Source organism: Limimaricola hongkongensis DSM 17492 (assembly GCF_000600975.2).
Lineage (GTDB): Bacteria > Pseudomonadota > Alphaproteobacteria > Rhodobacterales > Rhodobacteraceae > Limimaricola > Limimaricola hongkongensis.
The window spans coordinates 25671-51234 of record NZ_CM002675.1 but is presented as its reverse complement, the minus strand read 5'-3'; the positions used below and the strand labels follow the sequence as shown (position 1 = coordinate 51234).

Here is a 25564-nt window from a genome sequence, read left to right as displayed (position 1 = left end):
GTCCCCGGGGGGGGCGGATGTCGCGGGCGATGTCGGCGGGCGGCGGTGCTTGCCGTTGCATCCGCAGGTGGTATACCGCTGCGTAAAGGCCGCGTGCCGCCCATCCCAGCCTGCCGAAAGAGCCGCCATGTCCTCCCCGTTTCGTGCCGGATTCCGCGATTGCCTGCCCTTCGTGCTGATCGTGGTGCCGTTTTCGACCCTGTTCGGCGTCGTCGCGCGCGATGCCGGGCTCGACATCCTTCAGGTCATGGCGATGTCGGTGATCGTGGTCGCCGGGGCGTCGCAATTCACGGCGCTGTCGCTGCTTCAGGACGGCGCGCCGGTCTTCGTGGCGCTGCTCGCGGCGCTGGCGGTGAACCTGCGCATGGCGATGTATTCGGCGGCGCTGGTGCCGCATCTGGGCGGCGCGCCGCTCGGGATGCGGGCGCTGGCGGCCTATTTCATGGTCGATCAGAGCTTTGCCGTCGCGGTGCGCCATTACGAGGACAGCCCCCAGATGACCGGCGCCGAGAAGCTGCGCTATTATTTCGGCTGCATCACCGCGATCTGCCCGCTGTGGTACGCCTGCAGCTTTGCGGGCGCGCTGATGGGGCGGGCGATCCCGGCCTCGCTCTCGCTCGATTTCGCGGTGCCGGTCTGCTTCATCGCGCTGCTGGCGCCGCTGCTGCGCAGCGCGCCGCATCTCGTCGCCGCCCTCGTCTCGGGGCTGGCGACGGTGGCGCTGGCGGGGCTGCCGTGGAATCTCGGCCTGCCGCTGGCGGCGTTGGCGGCGATGATCGCGGGGGCGCAGTCGGAGCTCCATCTTGCCCGGCGCGCCGCGCGCCGCGCCGCGTGCCCGGCATGATCGGCGCGGGCGCGTTCTGGGCGCTGACCATCGGGCTCGGGGTCGGCACCTTCCTGATCCGGTTTTCGTTTCTCGGGCTCTTGGGCGGGCGCAAGCTGCCCGACTGGCTGTTGTTGCATCTCAAATATGTCGGCGTCGCGGTGTTCCCGGCGCTGATCGTGCCCGCCGTGCTGTGGCCCGCCGCCACCGGCGGCGCGACCGAGGCGCCGCGGGTGATCGCGGCGCTGCTCGCGGTCGCCGCCGGGCTGCGCTACGGCCCGTTCGGGGCGATCGGCGCGGGGCTGGTGGCGCTCTATGCCGGTCAGGCGCTGCTCTGACCGCCCCATGATCTTGGAGGAGACAGGATGAAACTGCTGCGATACGGCCCGCTCGGCCACGAGAAAACCGGCCTTCTGGACGCCGAAGGCGGCCTGCGCGACCTGTCGGAGCACCTGCCCGACCTGTCGGGCGCGGCCCTGGCCGGCCTGGACCGGATCGCCGCGATCGACCCCGCCACCCTGCCGCTGGTCGACCGGCCCGAGCGGATCGGCGCCTGTCTTTCGCGGGTGCCGAACTTCTTCTGCGTCGGGCTCAACTATGCCCGCCACGCCGCCGAAGCGGGCGCCAAGCCCCCCGCCGAGCCGATCCTGTTCTCCAAGGCCGCCTCGGCGCTGTCGGGCCCGTTCGACCCGGTCATCCTGCCGCGCGGCGCGGAAAAGGCCGACTGGGAGGTCGAGCTCGGCGTGGTGATCGGCGCCGAGACGCATGACATCCCCATGGCCCGCGCGCTCGACCACGTGGCGGGCTACTGCACGATCAACGACGTCTCCGAACGCGCCTTCCAGACCGAGCGCGGCGGCCAGTGGATCAAGGGCAAATCCGCCCCCTCCTTCGGCCCGGTCGGCCCGTGGCTCGTCACCCGCGACGAGATCCCCGACCCGCAGGCGCTGCGCCTGTCGCTCTGGCTCAACGGCGACATGATGCAGGATGACAGCACCGCCGACATGATCTTCCCGGTGGCCGAGATCGTCTCCTACATGTCGCGCTTCATGAAGCTGATGCCCGGCGACGTGATCGCCACCGGCACGCCATCGGGCGTCGGCATGGGGATGTCGCCGCAGCGCTTTCTGCGCCCCGGCGACGTGATGGAGCTGGAGGTCGAAGGCCTCGGCCGGCAACGCCAGGAGGTCATCGCCAGCCGCTGACCGCCGCCGCTCAGCCCACCGGGCTGGGCAGCGCTTGCCCGGCGAGATGCGCGGCGATGTTGTCGCGCTGCAGCTGCCCCATCGCGGCGCGCGTCTCGCGCGTGGCCGATCCCTGGTGCGGCTGCAGCACCACCTGCTCCAGCGCGGCGAAACGCGGGTTCACATCCGGCTCGCCATGAAACACGTCGAGCCCGGCCCCGCCGAGCCGCCCCGTCTCCAGCGCATCGAGAAGCGCCGCCTCGTCCACCACCGACCCGCGCGAGATGTTGATCAGCACGCCATCGGGCCCCAGCGCGTCGATCGCTTCGGCCGACACCGCGTTCTCGGTCTCTGCGCCGCCGACCAGCGCGACAAACAGGTAATCCACCGCCGCCGCCAGCGACACGGCGTCCTCGTGGCGGGTCCAGCCGGGCGTCTCCTTGGCGCTGCGCGACTGGTAATGGATCTCCATCTTGAACGCTGCGAGCCGGTCGGCGATCTCGCGCCCGATCCGGCCCAGCCCGAGGATCCCCGCGCGCCGCCCCGACACCTTGCGAAACAGCCCCGGCGCCGCGCCCGCCGCCCAATCGCCGCCGCGCACCAGCGCGTCGCCCGCGATCAGCCGCCGCTGCTGCATCAGCAGCAGCGCCACCGCCAGATCCGCCACGTCGTCATTGAGCACGTCGGGCGTGTTGCTGACCCGCACCCCCGCCGCCCGCGCGGCGTCCAGGTCGATCGCGTCGACCCCGACCCCGTAATTGGCGATCAGCCCCAGATCCGGCAAAAGCGCCATCTCCGCGGCCCCGAACCCGTCATGCCCCTTGTAGGCGACGGCGCGCAGCCCGGCGCGGGCCCCCTGCCCCATCGCGCGCAGCGCATCGAGATCCGCGACCTGCACCGCGCCCATCGCGCGCAGCGCCGCCAGATCCGTGTCGTTGTACTGCCCGATCGCCAGTATCCCGGTCATCTCGTGTCCTTCCCGTCCCGCGGCGCGTGGCCGCCTCACCGCCTTTGCGGCGGCTGTTCATGCCGTTCGCCCGGCCATCGCGCCGACGATGCCGAGATGGCCGCCGAGGTCAAGCGCTGGCCAGGCACGGGGCCGGGCGCGGGGCCGCCGCGCCGCGCCGCTATTCCGGCACGGGCTTTGGCAGGGCCTCGAAGATGTCGGGCTGCATCTCTTCCCAGAAGGCGAAGATGGCGCGCGCGTTCAGCGCGCTTTCCCAGCCATGGCGGCGGAAATCCTCGCGCTCCAGCTCGCCGTCGAGCTGGCCCAGCATCAACCGCCGGTCGGCGTCGCGCTGGGTCGGGTTGCGGCGCCTTGCCGCCTCGGCCACCGCTTCGAACCGGGCGACGCGGGCGGCGCGGCGGGCGGCGCGCAGATCGGTCTCGGCCTCGGCCTCGGCGGCCTTGGCGGCGCGCGCCTCGGCGGCGGCGCGCGCCGCCGGGCTCGGCGCGGGCGCGGGCTTCGGCGCGGCGGGCGGCACCGGCGCTCCCTCCCAGCCCGCGTCGAGCGCCGCGCGCAGATACCCGACCGGGCTGCGCACGCCCTCCTTGCCCGCCACCCAGTCGAGCTTTTCGGCCACCGCCTCGGCGCCGTGCTCGGCGATCCATTGCCGCGCCAGCCGGTCCGACACGCCCTGGGCGCGCAGCCGCTCATAGACCGGCTGGCTGCGCACCGCCTGCCCGTCATCGATGTCGAGCATCGCCAGCTGCGGGTTTTCGCGGATCACGAAGCGCAGCTCTGTCACGCTGCGGCCCACGCGCTTGAACTCCGGCGCGATCAGGATGTTCGACGACCGGTTCACCTCCTCCACCGCCGGCTTGATGACCTTGGCGTTGAGATGCTTGAAGCTGCGGTAATAGGCGCTGTCATCGACCCCCATCAGCCGCCGGAACACCTCGAGCGGCCACCAGCCGGTCGAGCCGGTGCGCACGAAGCGGTAGCAGTTTTCATAAAGCGCCAGCCCGTGCCCCGAGGTGAACCGCCTCTGGATGTCGAGATTGATCAGCGCGAAGACCCGCGGGTCATGCAGCTTTTCGGCCAGCGCGGGGGAATAGGCGTAATCGCAGACCCCGTCGCGCAGCCGCGCATGCGCCAGAAGCGCCGAGACCCCCCATTCCTGCCGCCCCTTTTCGTCGAGCATGTCCCATTCGGCCACCGTCTCGGCCAGCCCGCGCAGCGCGTCGCGCAAGCTGTCGATGTCGTTCGAGTTGTAGCCGATCATCAGACACAAGGTGCGCGCGTCGATCGCGTGGACGTTCTGGCTCAGCAGCGTGTCATAGGCGTTGAGCAAGAGCACGTTGCTGAGCTTGCGCTGCAACAGCGTCAGCTTGCCGCCGATATGGATCGCGGCGACGTTCTTCTTGACGGTGCCGCGGCGCAGCGCGCCGCTCAGCCGCGCGGCGTCGATCCGCTCCGGGGCGGCCTCCGCCTCCCCTGCCCCGCGCTTTTGCGCCTGTCGTTTCGGCTCCGCCGCCATGCCCGTTCCCCCCGTCCTGGCGCTCCCGCTCCCTGCCGGAACCTGCCGTTTGCGGCACCTGCGCGCAAGCGCGATCTGGGTACCTTCGCCCATTCCCCATCCTATCCCGTAAAAGGGTACCTTTGCGTGACCCCACCGCGCGCAGCCCGAACCGGGGCGCGCAACACCCCCGATCAGGGGCATCGCGGCGCGAATCGGCGCCGCCGGAGCCGCTCTTTGGCCGCTTCGCGCGCGGGAATTGGCCGGTTCCGGGCTGGGGAGACGCGGTTTCGCGGCCCCTGAATCCGGGTACCCCTTGTCCTGAAAACGGGTACCTTTGGTCCTGTAAAGTGGTACCTTTCGTCCCGGAAACGGGTACCCAATGCCCCATATACCATTGAGATACATATATTTTTCAGAGCCAAAGACTCTAAAGATTCCAAATAAAACAAACAGGGCCGCGGTTGTGGCGTTTGGAATTCTGAAAGATTCATGGTTCAGGTTTCGCGGCGAAACCCACCGCCTTCTCGGTGTTCCGGGCCGCGACATGGAGTATTCCGCTGTCGCGGATGATGTGCGAGGGTTCGATCGATACCAGTTCGAACGACGCACATGACAGAAGGCTTCGCATGACCAAGCGCGCGGAAACGACCTCACCGCCCTTTCACAACATCGACCCGGCCCGCGCCGCGGCGCGGCTTGGCCCCCGCGTCGACACCACGCGATTCGCCAAGGCCGCCACCTTCTGCGCCCGGGGCCGCGACGACATGGCCCGGCGCGGCTATGCCCCCGACGGCACGAAATCGCTGCGCCGGTTTTCGATCTGGGAAATCACCCGCTACCTGATCCCGGTCGCCGCCGCGCATCTGCGCCGGGTGCTCAAGGCCAACCCCGACCTGCCCCAGGGCGACGGCGAAGCCGGGGCGAAATGGTTCAGCCTCGACGACGTGCTGAAGCTGCGCAGGCATTTCGCGCAGGAAGGCGCCGCCAACAAGGAATACCGCCCCTGGCGCCCCGAGGGGCAACCGGCCAAGATCACCGCCGTCGCCAATTTCAAGGGCGGCTCGGGCAAGACCACGACCTGCGTGCACCTCGCCATGGCCGCCGCGCTCGACGGCTACAAGGTGCTGGTGATCGACCTCGACAGCCAGGCCTCGATGACCTCGCTTCTGGGCGGCAAGGTCGCGGATGAATGGCAGACCGTCTTCCCGCTCCTGGCCCGCGACTATGCCCGCGCGGTGCAGCAGGAGAACCTCGTGCGCGAGGCGCGCGGCGAACCGGCCCTGCCCCTCGACGAGACCCTGACAGAGGCGCTGGAGGTTTCGCCGCGAAACCTGATCCAGTCGACGCATTGGCCCAATATCGACCTGATCGGCGCGCAGCTGAATCTCTACTGGTCGGAATTCCAGATCCCGGTCTGGCGCATGAACCTGAAATCCTGGTCGCTGTGGGATGCGCTCAACAACGCGCTGAACGAGGAAGGCGTGCTCGACGACTACGACATCGTGTTTCTCGACACGCCCCCCGCGCTTGGCTATCTGACCATCAACTCGCTCTCCGCCGCCGACATCCTGCTGGTGCCGCTTGGCGCGTCCTTCCTTGAATTCGACTCGACGGGCCGGTTCTTCGACATGCTCTATTCGACCTTCGCCTCGATCGAGGAAGGCGAGAACGCGCAGCGCAGGCGGGCGGGATTGCCCGAGATGCGGTTCGAATGGGACGTGGTGCGCGCCATCATCACCCGCTACGACGCGGGCCAGCAGACCGATCTGGCCAACGTGATCCAGGCCTATTTCGGTGATTTCATGACCGCCTACCGGCAGGAATTCACCGCCCTCGTCGGACAGGCCGGTGAACAGATCAACGGCATCTACGAGGCCGATTACCGCGACTTCAACCGCGAGACCTACCTGCGCGGCCGCGAGGCCTTCGACCGCACCTATGCCGAGTTCAAGGAGCTGCTCTTGGGCAGCTGGTACCGCGACATGATCGAGGAACAGGAGGAAACGCATGGCCAGACGCAGGACGCTTGAGGCCCCCGATCCGCGGGCGCTGGCCGAGATCGAGGCCGGTTTCGCCGCGAAACCCGGCCCCGGCCCGGGTGGTTTCGCCGCGCCGATCGCGCAGGTCGCCTCGGAGGCGGCGACCGGCCGCGATGCCCGTCCCGCGACCGATCGCGCGCAGGAGGCCCGCACCACTTCCGAGGCGGCGGCGTGGCGCGACGCACAGGCCGAGGGGCGGGTGATCGTCACCCTGCCGCTCGACCGGATCGCGGTGAACCACCTGACCCGCGACAGGGTCGAAACCGACGCCGAGGCGATGGAGGAGCTGATCGCCTCGATCCGCGCCAATGGCCAGCGCCTGCCGATCGAGGTGGTCGATCTCGGAGAGGGGCGCTACGGGCTCGTCTCCGGCTGGCGGCGGGTGCGGGCGCTGGCGCGGATCGGCGCGGAAGAGGGCACGCCGCCCACCGCGCGGGCGATCATCCGCCCGGCGGTCGAGGCGGGCGATGCCTATGCCGCGATGGTCGAGGAAAACGAGATCCGGGCGCAGCTGACGCCCTATGAACGTGGCCGCATCGCCGCCGTCGCGGCGCATCTGGGGGCGTTCGCGTCGATGGAGGCGGCGGTCGATACGATCTTTGCCGCCGCCTCCAAGGCCAAGCGCTCCAAGATCCGCTCCTTCGCGCTGGTGCATTACGAGCTGGGCGACGTGCTGTCGCATGGGCGCGAGCTGTCCGAGGCGGCGGGGCTGCGGCTCGCCGCGGCGCTCAAGGCCGGTTTCGCCGCGAAACTGCGCACTGCGCTGGAGCGGGGCGAGGCGGAGGATGCCGCGGCCGAATGGGCGCTGCTAGACGCGGTGCTCGGGCCGCTGGAAAAGGCGCCGCGCGACGCGGCGCGGGGCGGGCGGCCACGCCGGGCCGCGCCGCCGCCGCTGGCCGAGACGGTGCTGCCGGACGGGGCGCGCGCCACGGTGCGCGGCGATGGCGCGCGGATCGTGCTGACGCTGGACGGGCAGGGCGATCTTGACGAGGCGGGGCGAAGGGCGCTGGCCGAACGGCTGCTGGAACGGCTGATCGACGCGCGGGCGGAGTGAAGGCATCACCTTCGGTTTTCGTCGTAAAGCTTTGCAATTGAATGAATAAAGCGGGCGGCGGAAGCGAAACTGACGTTTGCTTCCGCCGCAACGAAAAAGCGGGGCCCGAGGGCCCCGCTTGTCCGGTCGGTGATGTCAGGCGTTCAGGCGAGCGCCAGGTTCACCGCCGATTCGCGGCCGTCGCGGCCGGATTCAATGTCGAAGGACACCTTCTGATCGTCGGCGAGGCCGTTCAGCCCCGAGCGCTCGACGGCGGAAATGTGGACGAAGACGTCCTTGCCGCCGGTGTCGGGCGCGATGAAGCCGAAGCCCTTGGTGGTGTTGAACCATTTCACGGTGCCAGTGGCCATGTCCGTGTCTCCTGTATGGTGGGCCGCCCGCGACATGCGGGCGGTGCGGCGTTGCAGTCTGGATCGATCAACTGAGCCGTCCAAGCGGAGACAGAAGGGTCGAAAAAGATAACGTCAGCCGCCCCGAATATGGCGGCTGTCCGCGATAAATCAAGCGTGGCGGCCCCGGCGCGCCGGGCGGGCGCGCGGTCGGGCGGGCGGGAAAAGACGCAATCTGAGGTTTTACAAAAGCTTTATCGAAACGTCGCGGTGCGCTTAGTCTGGGCGGGCAGAAGACCGGCATCGAGACCGGTCCTGACACCAAGGGAGGACGACACATGACACGACTGGGACTGCTGGCGCTGGCCACGGCGCTGCCGGGCATGGCGCTGGCCGAAAGCCACATGGCCGAGGGCGCGGGCGGCGCGCTGAGCTATGGCGAAAGACCCTTTTTCCTGATCGAGGCGATGCAGGACGGCCCGCTCAAGGACAAGCTGATGTCCTGCCAGGGCCAGTCGCCCGAGCGCACGGCGTTTTCGATCGCGCATCGCGGCGCGCCGATGATGATCCCCGAGCACACCAGGCAATCCTATGTCGCGGGCGCGCGGCAGGGCGCGGGCATCGTCGAATGCGACGTGACCTTCACCGCCGATCACGAGCTGGTCTGCCGCCACGCGCAGAACGATCTTGCCACGACGACCGATATCGTCGTCTCGGATCTCGGCGCGAAATGCACCAGCCCCTTCACCCCGGCGGGCGAGGGCACGGAGGCCGCCGCCGAATGCCGGACCTCGGACATCACGCTGGCCGAGTTCCGCGAGCTGAACCCGAAGATGGATGCCGCCGACAAGACGGCGACGACGGCGGAGGAGTTCCAGGGCGGCACCGCGGCGTGGCGCACCGATCTTTATGTCGACGGCACGCAGCTGATGACCCATGCCGAGTCGATCGCCCTGATCGACAGCCTCGGCGCGGATTTCACGCCCGAGCTGAAGGCGGCCTCGGTCGAGATGCCGCATGACGGATTCAGCCAGGAAGACTATGCGCAAAAGCTGATCGACGAGTACAAGGCGGCGGGGATCGACCCGTCCCGCGTCTGGGCGCAGAGCTTCAATCTCGACGACATCAAGTACTGGATCGAGAACGAGCCGGAGTTCGGCGCGCAGGCGGTCTATCTCGACGATCGCTACGAGGCCGAGGATGACGACGAGGGGCTGATCGACCCGATGGACCCGTCGAGCTTCAAGCCGACGATGGCCGAGCTGGCCGAGATGGGCGTGAACTACATCGCGCCGCCGATGTGGATGCTGGTGACCACGGACGAGGCGGGCGAGATCGTGGCGTCGCCCTATGCCGAGGAGGCCAAGGCGGCCGGGCTGAAGATCATCGCGTGGTCGCTGGAGCGTTCGGGCCCGCTGGCCGCGGGCGGTGGCTGGTATTTCCAGTCGGTGAGCGATGTCATCGACGATGACGGCGACACCTATGCCATGGTCGACGCGCTGGCGCAGGATGTGGGCGTCGAGGGGATCTTTTCGGACTGGCCCGCCACGGTGACCTATTACGCCAACTGCATGGGGCTCTGAGAGGGGCCTGAGACGGGCTCCGAGAGGGGCAGGGGGGGCCGTGCGCGGCCCCCCGCTTCAGATATGCGGGATCACGAAATCGGGCATGATCCCGGCGGCGTCGATCGCCGCGACGACATCCGCGCCCGCCAGCGGGCCGTGGTCGGTCACCAGCGCCGTGGCAAAGCCCATGGCGCGCGCGCCGAGGATGTCGGTGTGCAGCGTGTCGCCGACCATCAGCACGCGGGCCGGGTCGGGCGCGGGGTCGAGCCGCGCCAGCGCGAGATCGAAGATCGTGCGGAACGGCTTGCCGCAGAATTCGGGGCGGCACAGCCCGTCATCGGCCAGCGCATGGGCGAAATGGCCGGGCTCCAGCGTCAGCCCGCCTTCGCGCGGGGCGACGAGGTCGGGGTTGCCGACCAGAACCGGGCGGGGCCGCGCGCGCAGGCTCGCCGCCAGAAGCCGCTGGCGCCGGTCGGTCCAGCCATCCGCGCCGACCAGCAGGAAGCCCTCCGCGCGGTCATAGGCCGCCGCGTCGTCGAGCAGCATGTGCGCGTCGATCCCTTCGAATTCGCGCAACCCATGGCCGGGGCCAAGCATCACCCCCCACAGGCGCGGCGGCGCGTAGCCGAGACGGGTGAACAGCGCCTCGCGCGAGGTGACGACCTCGTCGGGGGCGAAGTCGAAGCCGAGGCTTTCGAAGCGGCGCATCATGGCGCGTTTCGGATAGCCCGCGGAGTTCGACACCACCATCACCCGCTTGCCGCTTTCGCGCAGTTCGGCGATGCGGCGGGCGGCGCCGAGGATCGGGGTTTCGCCGACATTGAGCACGCCGTAGGCGTCGAACAGGATCACGTCGAAGGGCGCGGCGATGGCGCCGAGATCGGCGGCGCGGCCAAAGCCCGCCCCCGGCGGGGCGGGGGGCAGGCGGTGGCGGATCGCCAGGTAGGCGGCGAAGGCCGCGTGCCCGTCGGGGGCCGGGCCGGTCACAGGATCCGGCGGCGCAGCCAGGCCGAGACGATCTCGCCCAGGATCACCAGCCCGAGGATCGCCAGGAGCACGGTGGCCGCTTCGCGCCAGTTGAAGGTGTCGATCGCGCCCTGAAGGATGATGCCGATGCCGCCCGCGCCGACGAGGCCGAGCACGGTGGATTCGCGCAGATTGATGTCCCAGCGCAGGATCGACACCGCCCAGAAGGTCGGCATGACCTGCGGCACGATGGCATAGGCGATCACCTTGAAACGCGACGCGCCCGTGGCCTCGAGCGCCTCTACGGGGCGCTTGTCGATCTCCTCGATCGCCTCGCCCAGAAGCTTGCCGACGAAGCCGATGGAGCGGAACATGATCGCGACGATGCCCGCGACGATGCCGGGGCCGAAGATGGCGACGAACAGAAGCGCCCAGATGATGGTGTTGATCGAGCGCGAGGAGACGAGGATGAAGCGCCCGACCCAGAGCGTGGCGCGGTTCGGCGTGGTGTTCTGCGCGGCGAGCCATGCGACCGGGAGCGACAGGATCACCGCGAAGGCGGTGGCGATGGTGGCGATATTCACCGTTTCCCACAGCACCCGCAGGATCGCGGCGAGGTTGGTCGGGTCGGGCGGGATCATCCGGCCAAACAGATCGCCCATCTGTTCGGGCGCGTCCCAGACCCAGGCCCAGATCACCTCGATCGAGGAGACGGCCCATGCGATGGCCAGAAGCGTGAACGCGAGCACGGCGTAGCGTTGCAGACGCTGCTTGAGCGAAAAGCGGGTCCAGTCGTCGCGGCGGGCATCCGAGAGGGTCATAGGCGTTTCCTGATCTGGCCCGACACGGCCTCGGACAGAAGGATCGCGCCGACGATGACCATGGTGATGGCCAGCGCGAAATCATAGTCATAGCGGCCGAAGGCGTTGGCCAGCGTCGAGCCGATGCCGCCCGCGCCGACGATGCCGACCACGGCGGAGGCGCGCAGGTTGCTGTCGAGCTGGTAGATGGTGAGACCGACCTGACGCGGCATGATCTGCGGCACCACGGCGTAGATCAGGGTCGACAGATACGGGGCACCGGCGGCGCGCATCGCCTCGACCTGGCCGAAATCGATCTCCTCGATCCGCTCGGCCAGCATCTTGGCGACGAAGCCGATGGAATAGACGATGAGCGTCAGCACACCGGCCAGCGGCCCGAAGCCGACCGCCTTGACGAAGATGATCGCGACGATGACGGGGTGAAAGCTGCGCGCGACGATGATGATGGCGCGGCCCAGATAGAACACGGCGCGGGGCACGATGTTGCGCGCGGCCATGAAGGCGATCGGGATCGACAGCAGAACGCCGCCGAAGGTGGCGAGGATCGCGATCTTGAGGCTTTCGAGAAAGCCGTCGATCAGAAGGCCCGAGCGTTCGAAGCTCGGCGGGAAGGCCCCGCCGAAGATGCGGCCCGCGCGCTCCACGCCTTCGGCGACGCGGGGCCAGTCGATCGGCAACGTGCCCAAGGTCCAGACGACATAGAGGATCGCGCCGCCATAGACGAGCCAGCGGGCGACCGGGTTGGCGATGAAGCTCGGCTTGCGCCAGTGGTCGCGCGGGGCCGTGGCGCCCGAGGTGGCGCCGCCGGCGGCGCCCGCGGGCACGTCCGGGCCGGAGGTTGGGCCGTCGATCCGGGCGGGGCTCATGACGCCTCCTTCAGCCCGCCGGCGCGGTCGGCGGCGGGGCTGCCCGAATAGATCCGGTCCATCGCCTCCTGATCGAGCGCCTGCGGCAGATCGTCGAAGATGATCCGGCCATAGCGCATGCCGACGATGCGGTCGGTATATTCGCGCGCCTCGTGCACGTTGTGGATGTTGATCAGCACCGGCAGCTTCAGCTCGCGCGAGAGGTCGCGCAGAAGGCCCATGATCTGTTCGGAGGTCTTGGGGTCGAGCGAGGCGGTCGGCTCGTCGGCCAGAAGAATCTCGGGCTTCTGCATCAGCGCCCGGACCACGCCGACGCGCTGGCGTTCGCCGCCCGACAGCTCATCGGCGCGCTTGTCGGCGTAATGCGCGATGCCGACCCGCTCCATCAGCTCGTAGGCGCGGCGGATGTCGTCCTTGGGATAGCGGCGGGTCAGCGCGGCCCATGTCGAGATGTAGCCCAGCCGACCGGATTGCACGTTCTCCATCACGGTCAGCCGGTCGACGAGGTTGAAGCCCTGAAACACCATGCCGATCTTGCGCCGCGCCCGGCGCAGCTCGGCGCCCCGCAGGCGGGTCAGCTCGGTGTCGTTGAGGGTGATCGAGCCCGATGTCGGCTCCACCAACCGGTTGATGCAGCGCAGAAGCGTCGATTTGCCCGCGCCGGAGGAGCCGATGATCGACACCACGCTCTCGCCCTCGATGGTGAGGTCGAGATTCTTCAAGACCGGCTCACCGCCGCCATAGCGCTTTACCAGGTCGCTGATCTTCAGCATGTCGTTCTCCTTGTGGACCCCGGCCCCGATGCGGGGGCCGGGGCCATGCGCGTCACTCGGCGGCGAGACCTTCGGGGGTGTACTCGACGCCGTTGGCCTTCTGGATCTGCCGGATCACCGCCCACTGGTCCTGATAGGTGATGGGGATGAACTTGCTGACGCCGGTGAACTCCTCTCCGAGCGCCGTGCCCGAGAAGTCGTAGCTGAAGAACGCCTCTTCGATCTTCTGCTTCAGCTCGGGCGCAAGGTCATGCGCATAGGTGTAGGATGTGGTCGGGAAGGGGTCGCTTTCCCAGACGATGCGGACCTCTTCGGGGTCGTAGAGACCGCGCTCGGCCATGCGGTCGACCACTTCGGAGGCGACGGGGGCGGCGTCGTAATCGCCCGCCACCACGCCGAGCATCGACTGGTCGTGGCTGCCCGAATAGGTGACCTCGTAATCCTCGTCCGGCACCACGCCGAGATCGGGGAAGAGCGCGCGCGGCGCGAGGTTGCCCGAGTTCGAGGTCGGCGAGGTATGCGCGATCCGCTTGCCCGCGAGGTCGGCGGGTTCCTGGATGTCGCTGTCGGCCTGCGTGTAGAGCTGCAGCTTGTAGCCGAACTGCCCGTCATCCGACCCCATGATCGCGAAGGGCACGGCGCCCGCGAGGTTCACCGCATAGGGCGTCGGCCCGGTCGAGAAGCCCGCGATGTGCAGGCGACCGGAGCGCATCGCCTCCACCTCGGCGGAGTTGGACTGCACCGCGAAGAACTGCACGTCCTTGCCGGTGACGTCCTCGAGATGGGTGATGAAGGGCTCCCAGATGTCCTCGTAGATCGCGGGGTCTTCGACGGGCGTATAGGCGAAGACGAGCGTGTCGGGGTCGCGCAGCGCGGCCTCGTCGGCGGGCGCGTCGGCCACGAGATCGCCATCGGCGTCGCAATACATCGCATCGAGCGCGCCGCGCTCGGGGCAGTCGTCCTGCGCATGGGCCGCATGGGCCGCATGGGCCGCGAGCGTCATCGCGGCGAGCGTTGCCGCGCCCAGAATCTTGGGGTGATTGAGCATGTCGAGTGGTCCTCCTCCCAGGGATCATCCGGCGCAGCCTTCCTCCAAAGGCAGAGCCAGTCGGGACAGATCACAGCACTTTGGGTTTGACAGTGCAACATTTTCTTGCGCGAAAATGTGTCATGTCGGACATCTGGAGGGGGAGTGGATGGCCAGCGAGGCGCGGCCCGCCAAGGCGGAGCGGCAGGCGCAGATCCTGATGGAGCTGAAGCTCAGGCCGCATGTGCGGATCGCGGATCTGGCGGCGCGGTTCTCGGTCACGCCCGAGACGATCCGCCGCGATCTCGGCGCGCTGGACGGGCGCGGGCAGATCCGCCGGGCCTATGGCGGCGCGACGGCGCCGTTTCCCGACACAAGGCACGGGCTGGAGGCGCGGCAGGGCACGCGGGTCGAGGAGCGGGCCCGGATCGGCCGGGCGGCGGCGGCGCTGGTGACGCCGGGAGAGACGCTGATGATCGATGCGGGCGCGACCACGATCGAATTCGCGCGGTACCTCGCCATCGCCGCGACGCCGGTGACGGTGATCACCAATTGCCTGCAGGTGGCGCAGCTTCTGGGCGGCGTGCCGGGGGGGCAGGTGATGCTCTGCGGCGGGCGGCTTCTGGCGGGGGAGGGGGCGCTGGTGGGCGCCGAAGCGGTGGAGGCGCTTGGCCGCTACCGGGTGGATGCGTGCTACTTGGGGGCCTCGGCGATCGACGAAGCGTCGGTGAGCGAGGCGGTGCAGGGCTTCGACGCGGTCAAGCGGGCGATGCTGGCGGCGGCGGCGCGGCGCGTCGTGCTGATCGATTCGACCAAGCAGGGGCGGCGCGATTTCGCGCAGGTGGCGCCGCTGTCGAAGATCGACCTGGTGGTGACCGACCGCGCGCCCGAGGCGGGGCTTGCGCGCAGCCTTGCCGCGCAGGGCGTGGCGCTGCGGGTGGCGCGGGGCTGAGCGCCGCGCCCCGTGGGGGACGCGGCGGGGGCGGTTCAGAGGTAGATGGCGCCGCCGAAGATCTTGCGCACCATTTCGGCGCGGGTGGTGCCGAGTGCTTCGAGATCCTCGTCGCTCATCTCGTTGAGACGGCGGACCTGCTGCATGCGCGGCCCGGTCTCGGCCAGCGCCACGAGGCCGCGGCCGATGGCGGCGAAGGGGGCGATCAGGGTGGCGGCGATGGAGCGGGTGGCGGTCTGTGCCATGGGTCTGGCCTCTCGTCTGGTATCCGTTTGTCTTGACGGGGATATGGCGCGCGGCGCCGGGGCGGACAACAGACGCCTCGGTCTGGCCGGGTTGCACTGAGTGCAAGGCACGCGATCAGCCGGTGAGCGCGCGCGCGGCGGCGCGGCCCGAGATCAGCGCGCCCTCGATCGTCTCGGGCAGCGGCCCGGCGAGCCAGTCGCCGGCCAGCGCGAGATTGGGATAGGGGTGCGGATCGGGCCGCGTGGCGCGGCCTTCGGGGCTGGCATCGGCGGTGGCGGCGCGGGCGCGGATGAGGCGCGCGGCGATCGGGGGGGCATCGGCGCCGGTGGCGCGGGCGATCTCGGCCCAGATCCGGGCGGTGAGCGCGGCGCGGTCGGGCGCCGGGCCGGTGAGGCTGTCGGCCGCCGAGACGGTGACGGAGAGCACGTCATCGCGGCGAAACAGCCAATGCGACAGGCTGGAGATCAGACCGGTGAGCGGCGGCAGGCTGGCGGCCAGCGCCGGATCGACGCGGAAATGCGCGTTGAGGATGGATTGGCCGGGACCGGGGGCGGGCAGGTCGAGAAGGCGGGAGAGCGCCTCGGGCGGCAGCGCCAGCACCGCCGCGTCGCCGGGGGCGAGGGCGATCTCGTCATTGCCGAAGCGCAGGGTTTCGGCCCGGCCCGCTTGGGCCGTCAGCCCGGTGAGCGGGTGGCGGTAATGCGGGCGGATGCCGCGCCGCGCCAGGGTGGCGAGCGCGGGGTCGATCAGGGTCGGGCCGAGACCGCGCGGCATGGTCACGGGGCGGCAGGCGGCGCCGCCGCGCAAAACAGTGCGGCGCAGCACCTCGGCCAGCGGCGCGGCGGCGGCGCGGTCGGGGGGCGCATTGAGCACGGCGAGGGAGAGCGGCTCCCAGATCCGGGTCCAGGCCGGGCCGCGGCCGGGGATCGCCTGCGCCACCGTCGCGCCGGGGCGCGCGCGCATCAGCCGGGCGGTGTCGGGGCCGAGGGACAGGGCCGTGCCGGGGGGCAGGCGCAGCCCGCCGGTCAGCAGGTCGCGCAGGCTAAGCGGCAGGCGCAGCGCCCAATGCGCGCCGGTGGACAGATCGGTGAAGGGCAGCTCGGCGCGCGGGGCGATGTCGAGAAGATCCGCCGCGCCGATGCGGCGGCAATGGTCGAACACCGTCTCGTTGCCCGACAGCACGAGATGGTTGCCATTGTCGATCAGCCGGTCGAGTGCGGCGTCGTGAAAGCTCCAGCAGCGGCCCCCGGCGCGGGCCGTGGCCTCGTGCAGCACGACCTCGCGGGCGGGATCCTCCGACAGCGCCAGCGCGGCGGCCAGCCCGGCCAGCCCGGCGCCGACGACATGGACCCGGCTCACCGCGCGGCACCGCCACCGGCGAGGCAGGCGAGCCCGTCGAGCAGCTTGCGCCAGCGCGGGCGCGGGCGCGGCGGGCGCGAAGGATTGGCCTCGATCTCGCGCAGCAGCCGCTCATAGGGGCCCATCATCAAGAGCGCCGGGGCGATCCGCAGCCGCGAATGCGCGCCGATCTCGCGCGCCGCATCGGCAAAGGCCGCGCGGGCGCGGGCGGCGAGACGGCGGCGGGCTTGCGGCAGGCCGGGCGCGCCGGGCACGGCGGCGGGGTGCGCGGGGATGCCGGTTTCGGCCAGCAGCCCGGCGGGGAGGTAAAGCCGCCCGAGATCGGCGTCCTCCTCCACGTCGCGCAGGATGTTGGTGAGCTGCAGCGCCTCGGCCAGCGACAACGCGAAGCGGCGCGAGGCCTCGCCGCGCCACGCGCCGAAGACATGCATCGACAGGATGCCGACCGCCCCCGCGACGCGGCGGATATAGGCGTCGAGCCGGGCCTCGTCGGGGGCGATCACCCCGTCGAGATCCATCCGCATCCCGTCGAGCACCAGCTCGAACTCCTCGTGCGGCAGGCCGTAGGCGCGGGACGCCCGCGCGATTTCGCGGCCCACCGGGGTGTCGGGGCAGCCCGCGCGCACGCGGGCCAGCTCGGTCGCCCACGCGTCGAGATAGGCGCGTTTCTCGGCCAGCGGCGCGGGGCCGTCGACCATGTCGTCGACGAGGCGGCAAAAGGCATAGATGGCGAGAATGGCGCGGCGGCGCGGCGCGGGCAAAAGCCGCATCCCGGCCTTGAAGCTGCTGCCCGAGCCGGAGACGATCTCGGGGACGCGCAGCTGCATCGTGTCGCCGGTCGCGCGCATGGGGCCGGTGGCGGTCATGCCGCGCGGCCCGGAGCCGTGCGGCGGGCGCGGCGTGGCGCGACCAGCACGACGCCGCCGCGCAGCCCCGCGCGCAGCCAGTCGCCGCGCGCCGGCGCCACCCGCGTGGCCAGTGGATCGGACCGGCGCAGCCGCGCCAGAAGCCGCAGCGCCAGCGCGCGGATCACCGTGATTTCCGCCCGCAACCGGCGCGAACGCACCGTGCCGGGCAGCGCGCCCGCGCGCGCCAGAAGCGTCTCGCAGCAATCGAGCATCCGGTCGAGCGCGGCGCGCAGCCCCGGCGTCAGCGCCGCAGCGCCGAGGTCATCGGGCGCCGCCCCGGCTTCGGCCAGCCAGTCGGCGGGCAGGTAGATCCGGCCCAGGTCGCGCCAGTCCTCGCCCAGATCCTGGCCGTGGTTGAGCAGTTGCAGCGCCGTGCACAGCGCGTCGGCGGCCTCGCGGTCGGCCTCGGCCTCGCCATGCAGGTCGAGCAGGTAGCGCCCGACCGGGTCGGCCGAGGACCGGCAATAGGCGCGCAGCCCGTCCCAGTCGGCGCAGGGGCGCGCGTCGATATCGGCGCGGAAGGCGGCGAGCATGTCGATGGCGTGCCGCTCCAGCCCCGTCTGCCCGGCGGCCACCAATGCCGCGTGCAGCGCGTGGCCGCGCGGATCGCCCGGCGTCCTGCCGCGCAGCCCCGCCTCGATGAGATCGAGCCTTGCGTGCTTGTCCGCGGGGTCGAGATCGGTGGCGTCGGCGATGTCGTCGGCGGCGCGCACCACCGCGTAGAAGGCATGGACCGGCGGGCGCAGCCGGGCGGGCAAAAGCCGCGATCCGACCGGGAAATTCTCGGTCTCCATGCCGCGGGCACGCGCGGGGGCGGTCCGGGGCGCGGCGCTTTGACGCGGCGCGGGTTGCGCGTTTTTTTCCATGGTTTGCGCCCCTCCGCGCACTAGATCGTTGCTCGCCCTCTCGACGGGCGGATATCGAAAGAACGTTTGCAATGGTAGATATACCCGCCCCAGTGGCAATCCTTTCCCTTCCGGCAGCGGGTCACGCGGCGGTTTTCGGCACGCCTCCGGCACAGCTCCTTTGCGCGCCTTTGGCGCGGTCTTTTCGCGCGCCTTCGGCACAGTCTTCTTGCGCGCCTTCGGCACAGTCTTTTCGCGCGCCTTCGGCGCGACAGGAGGCCTGAGCATGGACGGCACGGGCAATTTCGGCGGCGCGCCGAAACGGGTTCTGGTGATCGGCGCGGGCCCCGGCGGGTTGGCGACCGCGATGCTGCTGCGCGCGGCAGGCGCCGAGGTGACGCTTTTGGAAAAGGAGGACCAGCCCGGCGGGCGCACCGGCGCGATCCGGCAAGACGGGTTCACCTTCGATATCGGCCCGACCTTCTTTCTCTATCCCGAGATCCCGCGCGAGATCTTCGCCGCCTGCGGCTATGATTTCGACGCCGAGGTCGACCTGATCCGGCTCGACCCGATGTACCGGCTGCAATTCGACGACGGGCGGGCCATCGACGCCACGGCGGATGTCGCGCGGCTGACCGAGCAGGTGGCGAAGATCGATGCCGAGGACGCCAAGAACGTGGCCGGGTATCTCGAGGCCAACCGCGCCAAGTTCGAGGCGTTCCGCCCGATCCTGCAACGCCCCTTCGAGGGCCTGGGCGACCTGATGAAGCCCGACATGATCCGGGCGCTGCCGAAATTCCGGCCCTGGGCGACGGTGGATGGCGAGCTGCATCGCTGGTTTCGCAACCCCGATGTGCGCGTCGCCTTCTCGTTCCAGTCGAAATATCTGGGCATGTCGCCGTTCAAATGCCCGTCGCTGTTCACCATCATCGCGCATGTCGAATACGGTTTCGGCGTCTGGCACCCGCGAGGCGGCTGCAACGCCATCACCGCCGCCATGGCGCGGGTGGCGCGGCGGATGGGGGTCGATATCCGCCTGTCCGAGCCGGTCGAAAGGCTCAAGCTCGAGGGGCGGCGCGCGGTGGGCGCGGTCACGGCCAGGGGCGAGCACGACGCCGACGCGGTGGTGATGAATGCCGATTTCGCCCATGCGATGACGACGCTGGTGCCGGATGCGGCGCGCAAACGCTGGACCGACAAGCGGATCGCGTCCAAGAGCTATTCGTGCTCGACCTTCATGCTCTATCTCGGGGTCGAGGGCGACCTGCCCGACATGCAGCATCACACCATCGCCTTTTCCAACGATTACCAGCGCAACGTCGCCGAGATCGACGCCGGGAAGGCACCGGTGGAGCCGACGATCTACGTGCAGAACGCCAGCCGCACCGATCCGACACTGGCCCCCGAGGGGCATTCGGCGCTCTACGTGCTGGCGCCGGTGGGCAACCTGACGGGCGGCGAGGATTGGGCCGCGCTGGCGCCCGCCTACCGCGAGAAGATCCTCGACAGGGTGTCCAAACTCGCGGGGCGCGACATCCGCCCCGCGATCCGCACCGAGATCATGTACACGCCCGATGACTGGCGCTCGAAGCTCGCCGTCTACAATGGCGCGACCTTCAACCTTGCGCATAACCTCGGGCAGATGCTGCATTACCGCCCGAGGAACCGGTTCGAGGATATCGACGGGGTGTATCTCACCGGGGGCGGTACGCATCCCGGATCGGGGCTGCCGACGATCTTCGAGAGCGCGCGCATCGCCGCGCGGCTCTGTGCCGGGGATATCGGCCTGCCGGGGGCGGGCGAACTGACGACGACTTTGCCGATGGAGGCTGCGGAATGACGAAGACGGGGATCATCGGGGGCGGGCTTGGCGGGTTGGCCGCCGCTTGCACGCTGGCCGCGCGCGGGCATCGGGTGGTGCTGTTCGAAAAGAACGACTGGCTCGGCGGCAAGGCGGCGGTGCTCGAGGAGCAGGGGTTCCGCTTCGACATGGGGCCGACCATCCTGACCATGCCGCGGGTGCTGGAGCGGATCTTTTCCGAGGCCGGGCGCGACCTGCATTCGGAGCTGGACCTGCGCCGGCTCGATCCGCAATGGCGCTGTTTCTACGAGGATGGCGCTGTGCTCGACCTGCGCGACGACCCGAAGAAGGCCGCCGAGGAAATCGGGCGGCTGTCGCCCGCCGACCGCGAAGGCTTCGAGCGGTTCATGCAGGTGGCCAAGCGGCTGTCGGACGTGTCGGACAAGTTCTTCTTCTGGAAATCGGTCGAGGATCTGCGCGACACGATGGATCTCAAGGCGAACATGTCGCTGTCGACCCTGTCGGACGTGCTGGCGCTTCGGATGCACCGCACCGTGGCCGGGCAGATCAAGCGCGACGTGAAGGACAAGCGCGTGGCCCAGATGCTGGAGCATTTCATCCAGTATGTGGGGTCGTCGCCGCTGGCCTCTCCGGCGGTGCTGTGCGGGATCGCGCAGATGCAGCAGGGCGAGGGCGTGTGGTACCCGATGGGCGGGACGCGGGCCGTGCCGCTGGCGCTGATGCGGCTGGCCGAAAGCCTTGGCGTGGAGATCCGCACCGGCTGCGGCGTCAGCCGGATCGAGGTGGAACAGGGCCGGGCGCGGGCGATCGTCACCGAAGAGGGCGAACGGGTCGCGGTCGACCGGGTGGTGTCGAACATGGACAGCGTGCGCACCTATGCCGAGCTGGTCGGCGGCGAGCCGGCGGTGGAGTTCGCCAAGAGCCGCCGCCGCGAGGCGGCCTGTTCGGGGGTGGTGCTCTATCTCGGCCTGAACGAGCGGTACGAGCATCTGGCGCATCACAACTTCGTCTTTTCGCGCGACCCCGAGGAGGAGTTCGGTGCGATCTATGACCGCGGCGAGCCCGCGCCCGATCCGACCGCCTATCTCGCCGCACCCGCGCGCACCGAGCCCGGCGTCGCGCCCGAGGGGGGCGAGGCGCTCTATGTCCTTGTCCACACGCCGTATCTGCGCCCGCATCACGACTGGAGCGAGATGTTCCCGGGCTATCGCGACGTGATCATCGACAAGCTCAAGCGCTGCGCCGGGATGGAGGATATCGAGGAGCGGATCGTGGTCGAACGCGCGCTGACCCCGCAGGACATCCATGACCGCTACCGCGTGCTCGACGGGGCGATCTACGGGCTGGCGAGCCATGGCAAGGTCATGGGCGCGTTCAAGCCGGGCAACCGGTCGCGGCAGGTCGAGGGGCTGTATCTCGCCGGCGGGTCGGCGCATCCGGGGCCGGGCATGCCGATGGCGCTGATGTCGGGCTGGATCGCGGCCGACACGCTCGACCAGGATGCGGGCGGGGCCACGCAGGGCGCGGGGGCCGATGTCGCCGCCGAGTGAGCCCGAGGCGCGGCGCTCCGCGCCGATGGCGCGGTTCTTCGCGGGCGTGATGCGGCGCCAGCTGGCCGCGCAGTTCCGGGCGGTGCGCATCGCCCGGCCCGGCCTGCCGGATCTGCCGGAGGGCAGGCCGGTGATGGTCGTGGCGAACCACCCGTCATGGTGGGACCCGGCGGTGATGATCGGGCTGCATGAGCAGCTCTTTCCGGGCCGCGAGGGGTTCGGCCCGATCGAGGCGGCGATGCTCGACAAGTACCCGTTCATGGCGCGGATCGGGCTGTTCGGCGTCGAAGAGGGACGGCGCGGGGCCGCCGGGTTTCTGCGCACCGCCGGGTCGCTCGTGGAACGGAGCGACCGGGTGCTCTGGATCACCGCGCAGGGCAGGTTCGCGGATGCGCGCGAACGCCCGATCGGGCTGCGGCCCGGGGCCGCGCATCTGCTGGCGCGGGCGCCGCATCTGGTGGCGCTGCCGCTGGCGCTCGAATACCCGTTCTGGTCGGAAAAACGGCCCGAGGCGCTGTTGCGGTTCGGCGCGCCTATCGAGGCGGGGGCGCAGGAGGGCGCGCGCGATCTCGCGGCGCGGCTGGAGGCGGCGGTGACGGAAAACTGCGACGCGCTGGCGGCGCTGGCGATGGCGCGCGAGGCGTCGGCCTTCGAGACGGCGATCGGCGGGGCGCGCGGCACCGGCGGGGTGTATGGGCTCTGGCAACGGGGCCGGGCGATGCTGTCGGGGCGGCGTTTCGTGCCCGATCACGGGGAGAAATGATGCTGCTGATCCTGTCGATCATCGGTCTCGCGCTGGCGGCGCTGTTCGCGGCGATGTGCGTGGTGAACCTGTCGGTGCTGCGCCCGCCCGAAGGGACGGGGGGGGACGCGGTGTCGATCCTGATCCCGGCGCGCGACGAGGCGGGCAATATCGGCGCGGCGCTGGACGCCGCGCTCGGTCAGCGCGGGGTCGAGCTGGAGGTCGTCGTGCTCGATGACGGCTCGACCGACGGGACCGACGCCATCGTGGCCGCGCGGGCGGAATCGGACGCGCGGCTGCGGCTGGTGCGGGGGGCGGCGCTGCCTGAGGGCTGGATCGGCAAGACCCATGCCTGCTGGCAGGTGTCGCGCCATGCCCGGCACCCGGTGATGCTTTTCGTCGATGCGGATGTGCGGCTTGCGCCCGACGCGGCGACCCGGCTGTCGGGGGAGATGACGCGGCGCGGGCTCGATCTTCTGAGCGGGTTTCCGGGGCAGCGCACACCGACATGGGCCGAGAAGATCGTGATCCCGCAGATCTTCACCACGCTGCTGGGATACCTGCCGCTGCCGATGGCCCGCGCCCGGCCCGACCCGGCCTTTGGCGCGGGCTGCGGCCAGCTGATGGCGGTGCGGCGCGACGCCTATACGGCGGCGGGCGGGCACGCGGCCTTTGCGGGCCGGATGCATGACGGGTTGGAGTTGCCGCGCCGGGTGCGGGGCACGGGCGGGCGCACGGATCTGTGCGACGCGACGCCGGTGGCGACCTGCCGGATGTACGCCACGCCGCGCCAGATCTGGGACGGGTTTTCCAAGAACGCGACCGAGGGGATGGCGACGAAGCGGGCGCTGCCGGTCTGGACGATTCTGCTGTTCGGCGGGCACGTGCTGCCGTTTCTGACGCTGATCGCCGGGCTGGTCGCCGGGGCGGCGTGGCCCGTGGCGCTGTCGGCGCTGGCCTGTGCCATGGTGCTTGGCGCGCGAATGGCGATGGCGGTTCGGCTGCGGCAATCATGGCTGTCGGTCGCCGCGCACCCCTTGGGCGTCATGGTGGTGCTGGCGATCCAGTTCGCGGCGCTGTGGAACGCGGGCCGCGGGCGGCGCGCGGTCTGGCGCGGGCGCGATTACGGCATCGGCTGAAGCTCAGCCGATCAGCGCGCGGGTGATGCGATCGACCGTCTTGCCGTAGGGCGGGCGGACCAGCCGGGCCAGCGAGCGGCGCGCGACCATGATCGACCGCGGGCGGGTGAAGGCGCGAAACCCCTCTTGGCCGTGATAGGCGCCCATGCCGGAGGCCCCGGCGCCGCCGAAGGGCAGCTGGTGAATGCCGACATGGATCACCGCTTCGTTGATGACGGCGCCGCCAGAGGGGATCGCCCGCGCCTCGTCGCGCGCCGCCGCCGTGTCGCGGCCATAGACATAGAGCGCGAGCGGGCAGGGGCGGGCGTTGATGAACCCGCGCGCCTGCGCGGGGTCGTCATAGGGGATCACCGGCAGCACCGGGCCGAAGATCTCGTCCCGCATCGCCGGGTGGTCGGGGCCGGGATCGATCAGGGCCACGGCGCCCATGCGCGGCGGTCTGGGCGGGGTGTCCATCAGCGGCACGGCATGGGCGTCTGCCGTCAGCGCGGCGAGCCGGTCGCGGTCGGCGGGGCGGGCGATGGCGGCGTAATCCGGCCCGTCGGGATCGGGGTAGAGCGCGCGGGTGGCGCGGCGCAGCGCCGCCACCAGATCGTCGAGCCGGTCGCGCGGCACCAGCACGTAATCGGGCGCCACGCAGGTCTGGCCCGCGTTCAGAAGTTTCCCCGCCATGATCGAGGCGGCGGCGGCGTCGAGATCGGCGTCGGCGCGGATCAGCGCCGGGGATTTGCCGCCCAGCTCCAGCGTCACCGGCACGAGGTTTTCGGATGCGGCGCGCATCACGTGGCGGCCCGTGCCGGTCGAGCCGGTGAAGAACAGCCCGTCGAGCGGCGCGGCGGCGATGGCCTGCGCGACATCGGCGCCGCCATTGACGCAGCGGGCGCGGTCGGGGACGGCGCGCTCGACGATGCGGGCGATCAGCTCGGCGGTGCGGGGCGTGTGCTCGGACGGGTGCAGGATCGCGCGGTTGCCGCCCGCAAGTGCTGCGGCGAGCGGCACCAGCGCCAGTTGCAGCGGATAGTTCCAAGGGCCAAGGATGCCGACGGTGCCCAAGGGCACCCGCTCGACGCGGGCGGTGGAGGGCCATGTGTGCGGCGGCAGCACGACCCGTTCGGGCCGCATCCAGCGGCGCAGGTGGCGGCGCGCGTGCTGGGTGGCACCGACCACCATCGCGACCTCGGTGAGCAGCGTCTCGGGGCCGGGGCGGCCGCCGAAATCGGCGTCGATGGCGGCGACCGCCGCGTCGGCATGGGCGCGGGTTTCGCGCATGAGTGCGGCCAAGTGGGCGGCGCGTTCGGCGCGCGAGGGCGGCGTTTCGGGGCCGCTCAGGGCGGTCAGCGCGTCGTCGAGCGGGGTCATGGCCTCTCCTGCGGGATGATCTCCGTCTTGTGGGCCGGAAAGCACCGCCCCGTCCAGCCGCCATAGATCACCGGGTTGCGCGCGCACAGATCGACCAGCAGACCCGAAAGCGGCCAGCGCGCGCCGTGGCGCAGCCGGGCGCGGGCGGCGAGCGCGCCATAGGTCGCACCCGCGAGGTTGACCGCCACGTCGCCCATCGTGTCGGGCAGGCCCGAGCGCTGCGCATTGGTGCCAAAGAGCGCGTCGATGGTGAATTCTAACAATTCCCACGCGCCGCCGACCAGCGCCGCGAGCCCGACGCCGAGCGTGCCCAGCACCCAAAACGCGGTGCGCGGCGGCGCGCCCGCCGTGGGCAAGAGCGCCAGCGCCACGCCCGCGATCGCCAGCACCGCCGAGGCGACGAAATGCAGCCCCGCATCCCATGCGGGCACGTCGCGGTAGAAGCCGCCCGCCTCGCCCAGCACGAAGGCGGCAAGGCAGAACACCAGCACCCCGGTGGCCAGCCCGCGCGGCATCTCGATCCCCGAAAGCCACGTGTAAAGCGGCAGCAGCGCCGCCAGCGCCATCGCGCCGCCCGCGCCGAGCGTCAAAAGCCCCTGTCCGGTCAGCGCCCCCGCCGCCGCGATCAAGGCCGCGCCGCCCCAGGCGAGCGCGCGCAGAAGGCGCGGCAGGGCGGGGCTGGGCCAGAGGCTGGCATGGATCATGTCGTGGTCTCGGGCATGGGCTCTTTTCG

Annotated in this window: 25 protein-coding genes; 11 read left to right on the top strand and 14 right to left on the bottom strand. The window is 70.5% G+C overall.

Features of this window, described 5'->3' with window-relative positions:
- Nucleotides 1-127: 127 nt before the first annotated feature.
- Genes LOKHON_RS00245 through LOKHON_RS00235 form a run of 3 tightly spaced genes read left to right on the top strand, consistent with a single transcriptional unit; the run spans nucleotide 128 to nucleotide 2028 of the window.
- Nucleotides 128-844, top strand: coding sequence for an AzlC family ABC transporter permease (locus tag LOKHON_RS00245; RefSeq protein WP_017929901.1), 717 nt, complete (start codon nucleotides 128-130; stop codon nucleotides 842-844).
- A complete protein-coding gene (locus LOKHON_RS00240) occupies nucleotides 841-1161 on the top strand; it encodes an AzlD domain-containing protein (RefSeq protein ID WP_017929900.1) in 321 nt (106 codons plus the stop codon). Before LOKHON_RS00245 ends, LOKHON_RS00240 begins: the two co-directional genes overlap by 4 nt.
- Nucleotides 1162-1188: 27 nt before the next feature.
- Nucleotides 1189-2028 (top strand): fumarylacetoacetate hydrolase family protein, encoded by an 840-nt coding sequence (locus LOKHON_RS00235; protein WP_017929899.1) that lies wholly within the window; start codon nucleotides 1189-1191, stop codon nucleotides 2026-2028.
- Between the two features lie 10 nt (nucleotides 2029-2038).
- Here the strand turns inward: LOKHON_RS00235 and LOKHON_RS00230 are convergent, their stop codons facing one another.
- Together LOKHON_RS00230 and LOKHON_RS00225 are read right to left on the bottom strand one after the other, a co-directional pair.
- Complete coding sequence (locus tag LOKHON_RS00230) at nucleotides 2039-2974, bottom strand: 2-hydroxyacid dehydrogenase (protein ID WP_017929898.1); 936 nt, start codon at nucleotides 2972-2974, stop codon at nucleotides 2039-2041.
- 160 nt (nucleotides 2975-3134) lie between these two features.
- Nucleotides 3135-4487 carry a replication initiation protein gene (locus LOKHON_RS00225; protein WP_017929897.1) on the bottom strand — a complete coding sequence of 451 codons (1353 nt, stop codon included), beginning with the start codon at nucleotides 4485-4487 and terminating at the stop codon, nucleotides 3135-3137.
- A gap of 608 nt (nucleotides 4488-5095) precedes the next feature.
- Between LOKHON_RS00225 and LOKHON_RS00220 the strand changes: the two genes are divergently transcribed.
- Together LOKHON_RS00220 and LOKHON_RS00215 are read left to right on the top strand one after the other, a co-directional pair.
- Nucleotides 5096-6499, top strand: coding sequence for an AAA family ATPase (locus LOKHON_RS00220; protein WP_017929896.1), 1404 nt, complete (start codon nucleotides 5096-5098; stop codon nucleotides 6497-6499).
- Nucleotides 6477-7562 carry a ParB/RepB/Spo0J family partition protein gene (locus tag LOKHON_RS00215; protein ID WP_017929895.1) on the top strand — a complete coding sequence of 362 codons (1086 nt, stop codon included), beginning with the start codon at nucleotides 6477-6479 and terminating at the stop codon, nucleotides 7560-7562. The genes LOKHON_RS00220 and LOKHON_RS00215 overlap by 23 nt, the downstream gene beginning before the upstream one ends.
- 143 nt (nucleotides 7563-7705) lie before the next feature.
- Here LOKHON_RS00215 and LOKHON_RS00210 read toward each other — a convergent pair whose 3' ends face one another.
- Complete coding sequence (locus LOKHON_RS00210; RefSeq protein ID WP_017929894.1) at nucleotides 7706-7912, bottom strand: cold-shock protein; 207 nt, start codon at nucleotides 7910-7912, stop codon at nucleotides 7706-7708.
- A gap of 317 nt (nucleotides 7913-8229) precedes the next feature.
- Here LOKHON_RS00210 and LOKHON_RS00205 point away from each other — a divergent pair, with 317 nt between their 5' ends.
- Nucleotides 8230-9474, top strand: coding sequence for a glycerophosphodiester phosphodiesterase family protein (locus LOKHON_RS00205; protein ID WP_017929893.1), 1245 nt, complete (start codon nucleotides 8230-8232; stop codon nucleotides 9472-9474).
- A gap of 57 nt (nucleotides 9475-9531) precedes the next feature.
- Here LOKHON_RS00205 and LOKHON_RS00200 read toward each other — a convergent pair whose 3' ends face one another.
- From LOKHON_RS00200 to phnD, 5 genes are read right to left on the bottom strand one after another with little or no spacing between them, the layout of a single operon-like run.
- Nucleotides 9532-10443 carry an HAD-IIA family hydrolase gene (locus tag LOKHON_RS00200; protein ID WP_017929892.1) on the bottom strand — a complete coding sequence of 304 codons (912 nt, stop codon included), beginning with the start codon at nucleotides 10441-10443 and terminating at the stop codon, nucleotides 9532-9534.
- Complete coding sequence (gene phnE / locus LOKHON_RS00195) at nucleotides 10440-11243, bottom strand: phosphonate ABC transporter, permease protein PhnE (RefSeq protein WP_017929891.1); 804 nt, start codon at nucleotides 11241-11243, stop codon at nucleotides 10440-10442. Before phnE (LOKHON_RS00195) ends, LOKHON_RS00200 begins: the two co-directional genes overlap by 4 nt.
- Nucleotides 11240-12109, bottom strand: coding sequence for a phosphonate ABC transporter, permease protein PhnE (gene phnE, locus LOKHON_RS00190; RefSeq protein ID WP_017929890.1), 870 nt, complete (start codon nucleotides 12107-12109; stop codon nucleotides 11240-11242). The genes phnE (LOKHON_RS00195) and phnE (LOKHON_RS00190) overlap by 4 nt, the downstream gene beginning before the upstream one ends.
- The gene (phnC, locus tag LOKHON_RS00185; protein ID WP_017929889.1) at nucleotides 12106-12882 is read right to left on the bottom strand and encodes a phosphonate ABC transporter ATP-binding protein; all 777 of its coding nucleotides are present in this window, start codon (nucleotides 12880-12882) and stop codon (nucleotides 12106-12108) included. Before phnC ends, phnE (LOKHON_RS00190) begins: the two co-directional genes overlap by 4 nt.
- Nucleotides 12883-12934: 52 nt before the next feature.
- The gene (phnD, locus tag LOKHON_RS00180) at nucleotides 12935-13885 is read right to left on the bottom strand and encodes a phosphate/phosphite/phosphonate ABC transporter substrate-binding protein (RefSeq protein ID WP_110549309.1); all 951 of its coding nucleotides are present in this window, start codon (nucleotides 13883-13885) and stop codon (nucleotides 12935-12937) included.
- Between the two features lie 193 nt (nucleotides 13886-14078).
- Between phnD and LOKHON_RS00175 the strand changes: the two genes are divergently transcribed.
- Nucleotides 14079-14861, top strand: a complete 783-nt coding sequence (locus LOKHON_RS00175) for a DeoR/GlpR family DNA-binding transcription regulator (RefSeq protein WP_017929887.1) — start codon at nucleotides 14079-14081, stop codon at nucleotides 14859-14861.
- A 35-nt stretch (nucleotides 14862-14896) separates the two neighbouring features.
- On the opposite strand, the gene LOKHON_RS00170 is transcribed toward LOKHON_RS00175, so the two are convergent.
- The 4 genes from LOKHON_RS00170 to LOKHON_RS00155 all read right to left on the bottom strand — a co-directional run bounded on the left by LOKHON_RS00170 (nucleotide 14897) and on the right by LOKHON_RS00155 (nucleotide 18168).
- A complete protein-coding gene (locus LOKHON_RS00170; RefSeq protein ID WP_017929886.1) occupies nucleotides 14897-15106 on the bottom strand; it encodes a hypothetical protein in 210 nt (69 codons plus the stop codon).
- A gap of 115 nt (nucleotides 15107-15221) precedes the next feature.
- Nucleotides 15222-16466 carry a hydroxysqualene dehydroxylase gene (locus LOKHON_RS00165; protein WP_017929885.1) on the bottom strand — a complete coding sequence of 415 codons (1245 nt, stop codon included), beginning with the start codon at nucleotides 16464-16466 and terminating at the stop codon, nucleotides 15222-15224.
- Nucleotides 16463-17332 (bottom strand): squalene/phytoene synthase family protein, encoded by an 870-nt coding sequence (locus tag LOKHON_RS00160; RefSeq protein WP_245631410.1) that lies wholly within the window; start codon nucleotides 17330-17332, stop codon nucleotides 16463-16465. The genes LOKHON_RS00165 and LOKHON_RS00160 overlap by 4 nt, the downstream gene beginning before the upstream one ends.
- Nucleotides 17329-18168, bottom strand: coding sequence for a squalene/phytoene synthase family protein (locus LOKHON_RS00155; protein WP_060490104.1), 840 nt, complete (start codon nucleotides 18166-18168; stop codon nucleotides 17329-17331). Before LOKHON_RS00155 ends, LOKHON_RS00160 begins: the two co-directional genes overlap by 4 nt.
- A 337-nt stretch (nucleotides 18169-18505) precedes the next feature.
- Between LOKHON_RS00155 and crtI the strand changes: the two genes are divergently transcribed.
- Genes crtI through LOKHON_RS00135 form a run of 4 tightly spaced genes read left to right on the top strand, consistent with a single transcriptional unit; the run spans nucleotide 18506 to nucleotide 23472 of the window.
- The gene (gene crtI, locus LOKHON_RS00150) at nucleotides 18506-20059 is read left to right on the top strand and encodes a phytoene desaturase family protein (RefSeq protein ID WP_017929882.1); all 1554 of its coding nucleotides are present in this window, start codon (nucleotides 18506-18508) and stop codon (nucleotides 20057-20059) included.
- Nucleotides 20056-21591 carry a phytoene desaturase family protein gene (locus tag LOKHON_RS00145; protein ID WP_017929881.1) on the top strand — a complete coding sequence of 512 codons (1536 nt, stop codon included), beginning with the start codon at nucleotides 20056-20058 and terminating at the stop codon, nucleotides 21589-21591. Before crtI ends, LOKHON_RS00145 begins: the two co-directional genes overlap by 4 nt.
- Nucleotides 21575-22354, top strand: a complete 780-nt coding sequence (locus LOKHON_RS00140; protein ID WP_017929880.1) for a lysophospholipid acyltransferase family protein — start codon at nucleotides 21575-21577, stop codon at nucleotides 22352-22354. Before LOKHON_RS00145 ends, LOKHON_RS00140 begins: the two co-directional genes overlap by 17 nt.
- Nucleotides 22354-23472: a glycosyltransferase family 2 protein gene (locus LOKHON_RS00135; protein ID WP_017929879.1), complete on the top strand. Its 1119-nt coding sequence runs from the start codon at nucleotides 22354-22356 to the stop codon at nucleotides 23470-23472. The genes LOKHON_RS00140 and LOKHON_RS00135 overlap by 1 nt, the downstream gene beginning before the upstream one ends.
- A 3-nt stretch (nucleotides 23473-23475) precedes the next feature.
- Here LOKHON_RS00135 and LOKHON_RS00130 read toward each other — a convergent pair whose 3' ends face one another.
- Nucleotides 23476-24831, bottom strand: coding sequence for an aldehyde dehydrogenase family protein (locus tag LOKHON_RS00130; protein ID WP_017929878.1), 1356 nt, complete (start codon nucleotides 24829-24831; stop codon nucleotides 23476-23478).
- Complete coding sequence (locus tag LOKHON_RS00125; protein WP_017929877.1) at nucleotides 24828-25535, bottom strand: DUF2238 domain-containing protein; 708 nt, start codon at nucleotides 25533-25535, stop codon at nucleotides 24828-24830. Before LOKHON_RS00125 ends, LOKHON_RS00130 begins: the two co-directional genes overlap by 4 nt.
- Nucleotides 25536-25564: the final 29 nt, after the last annotated feature.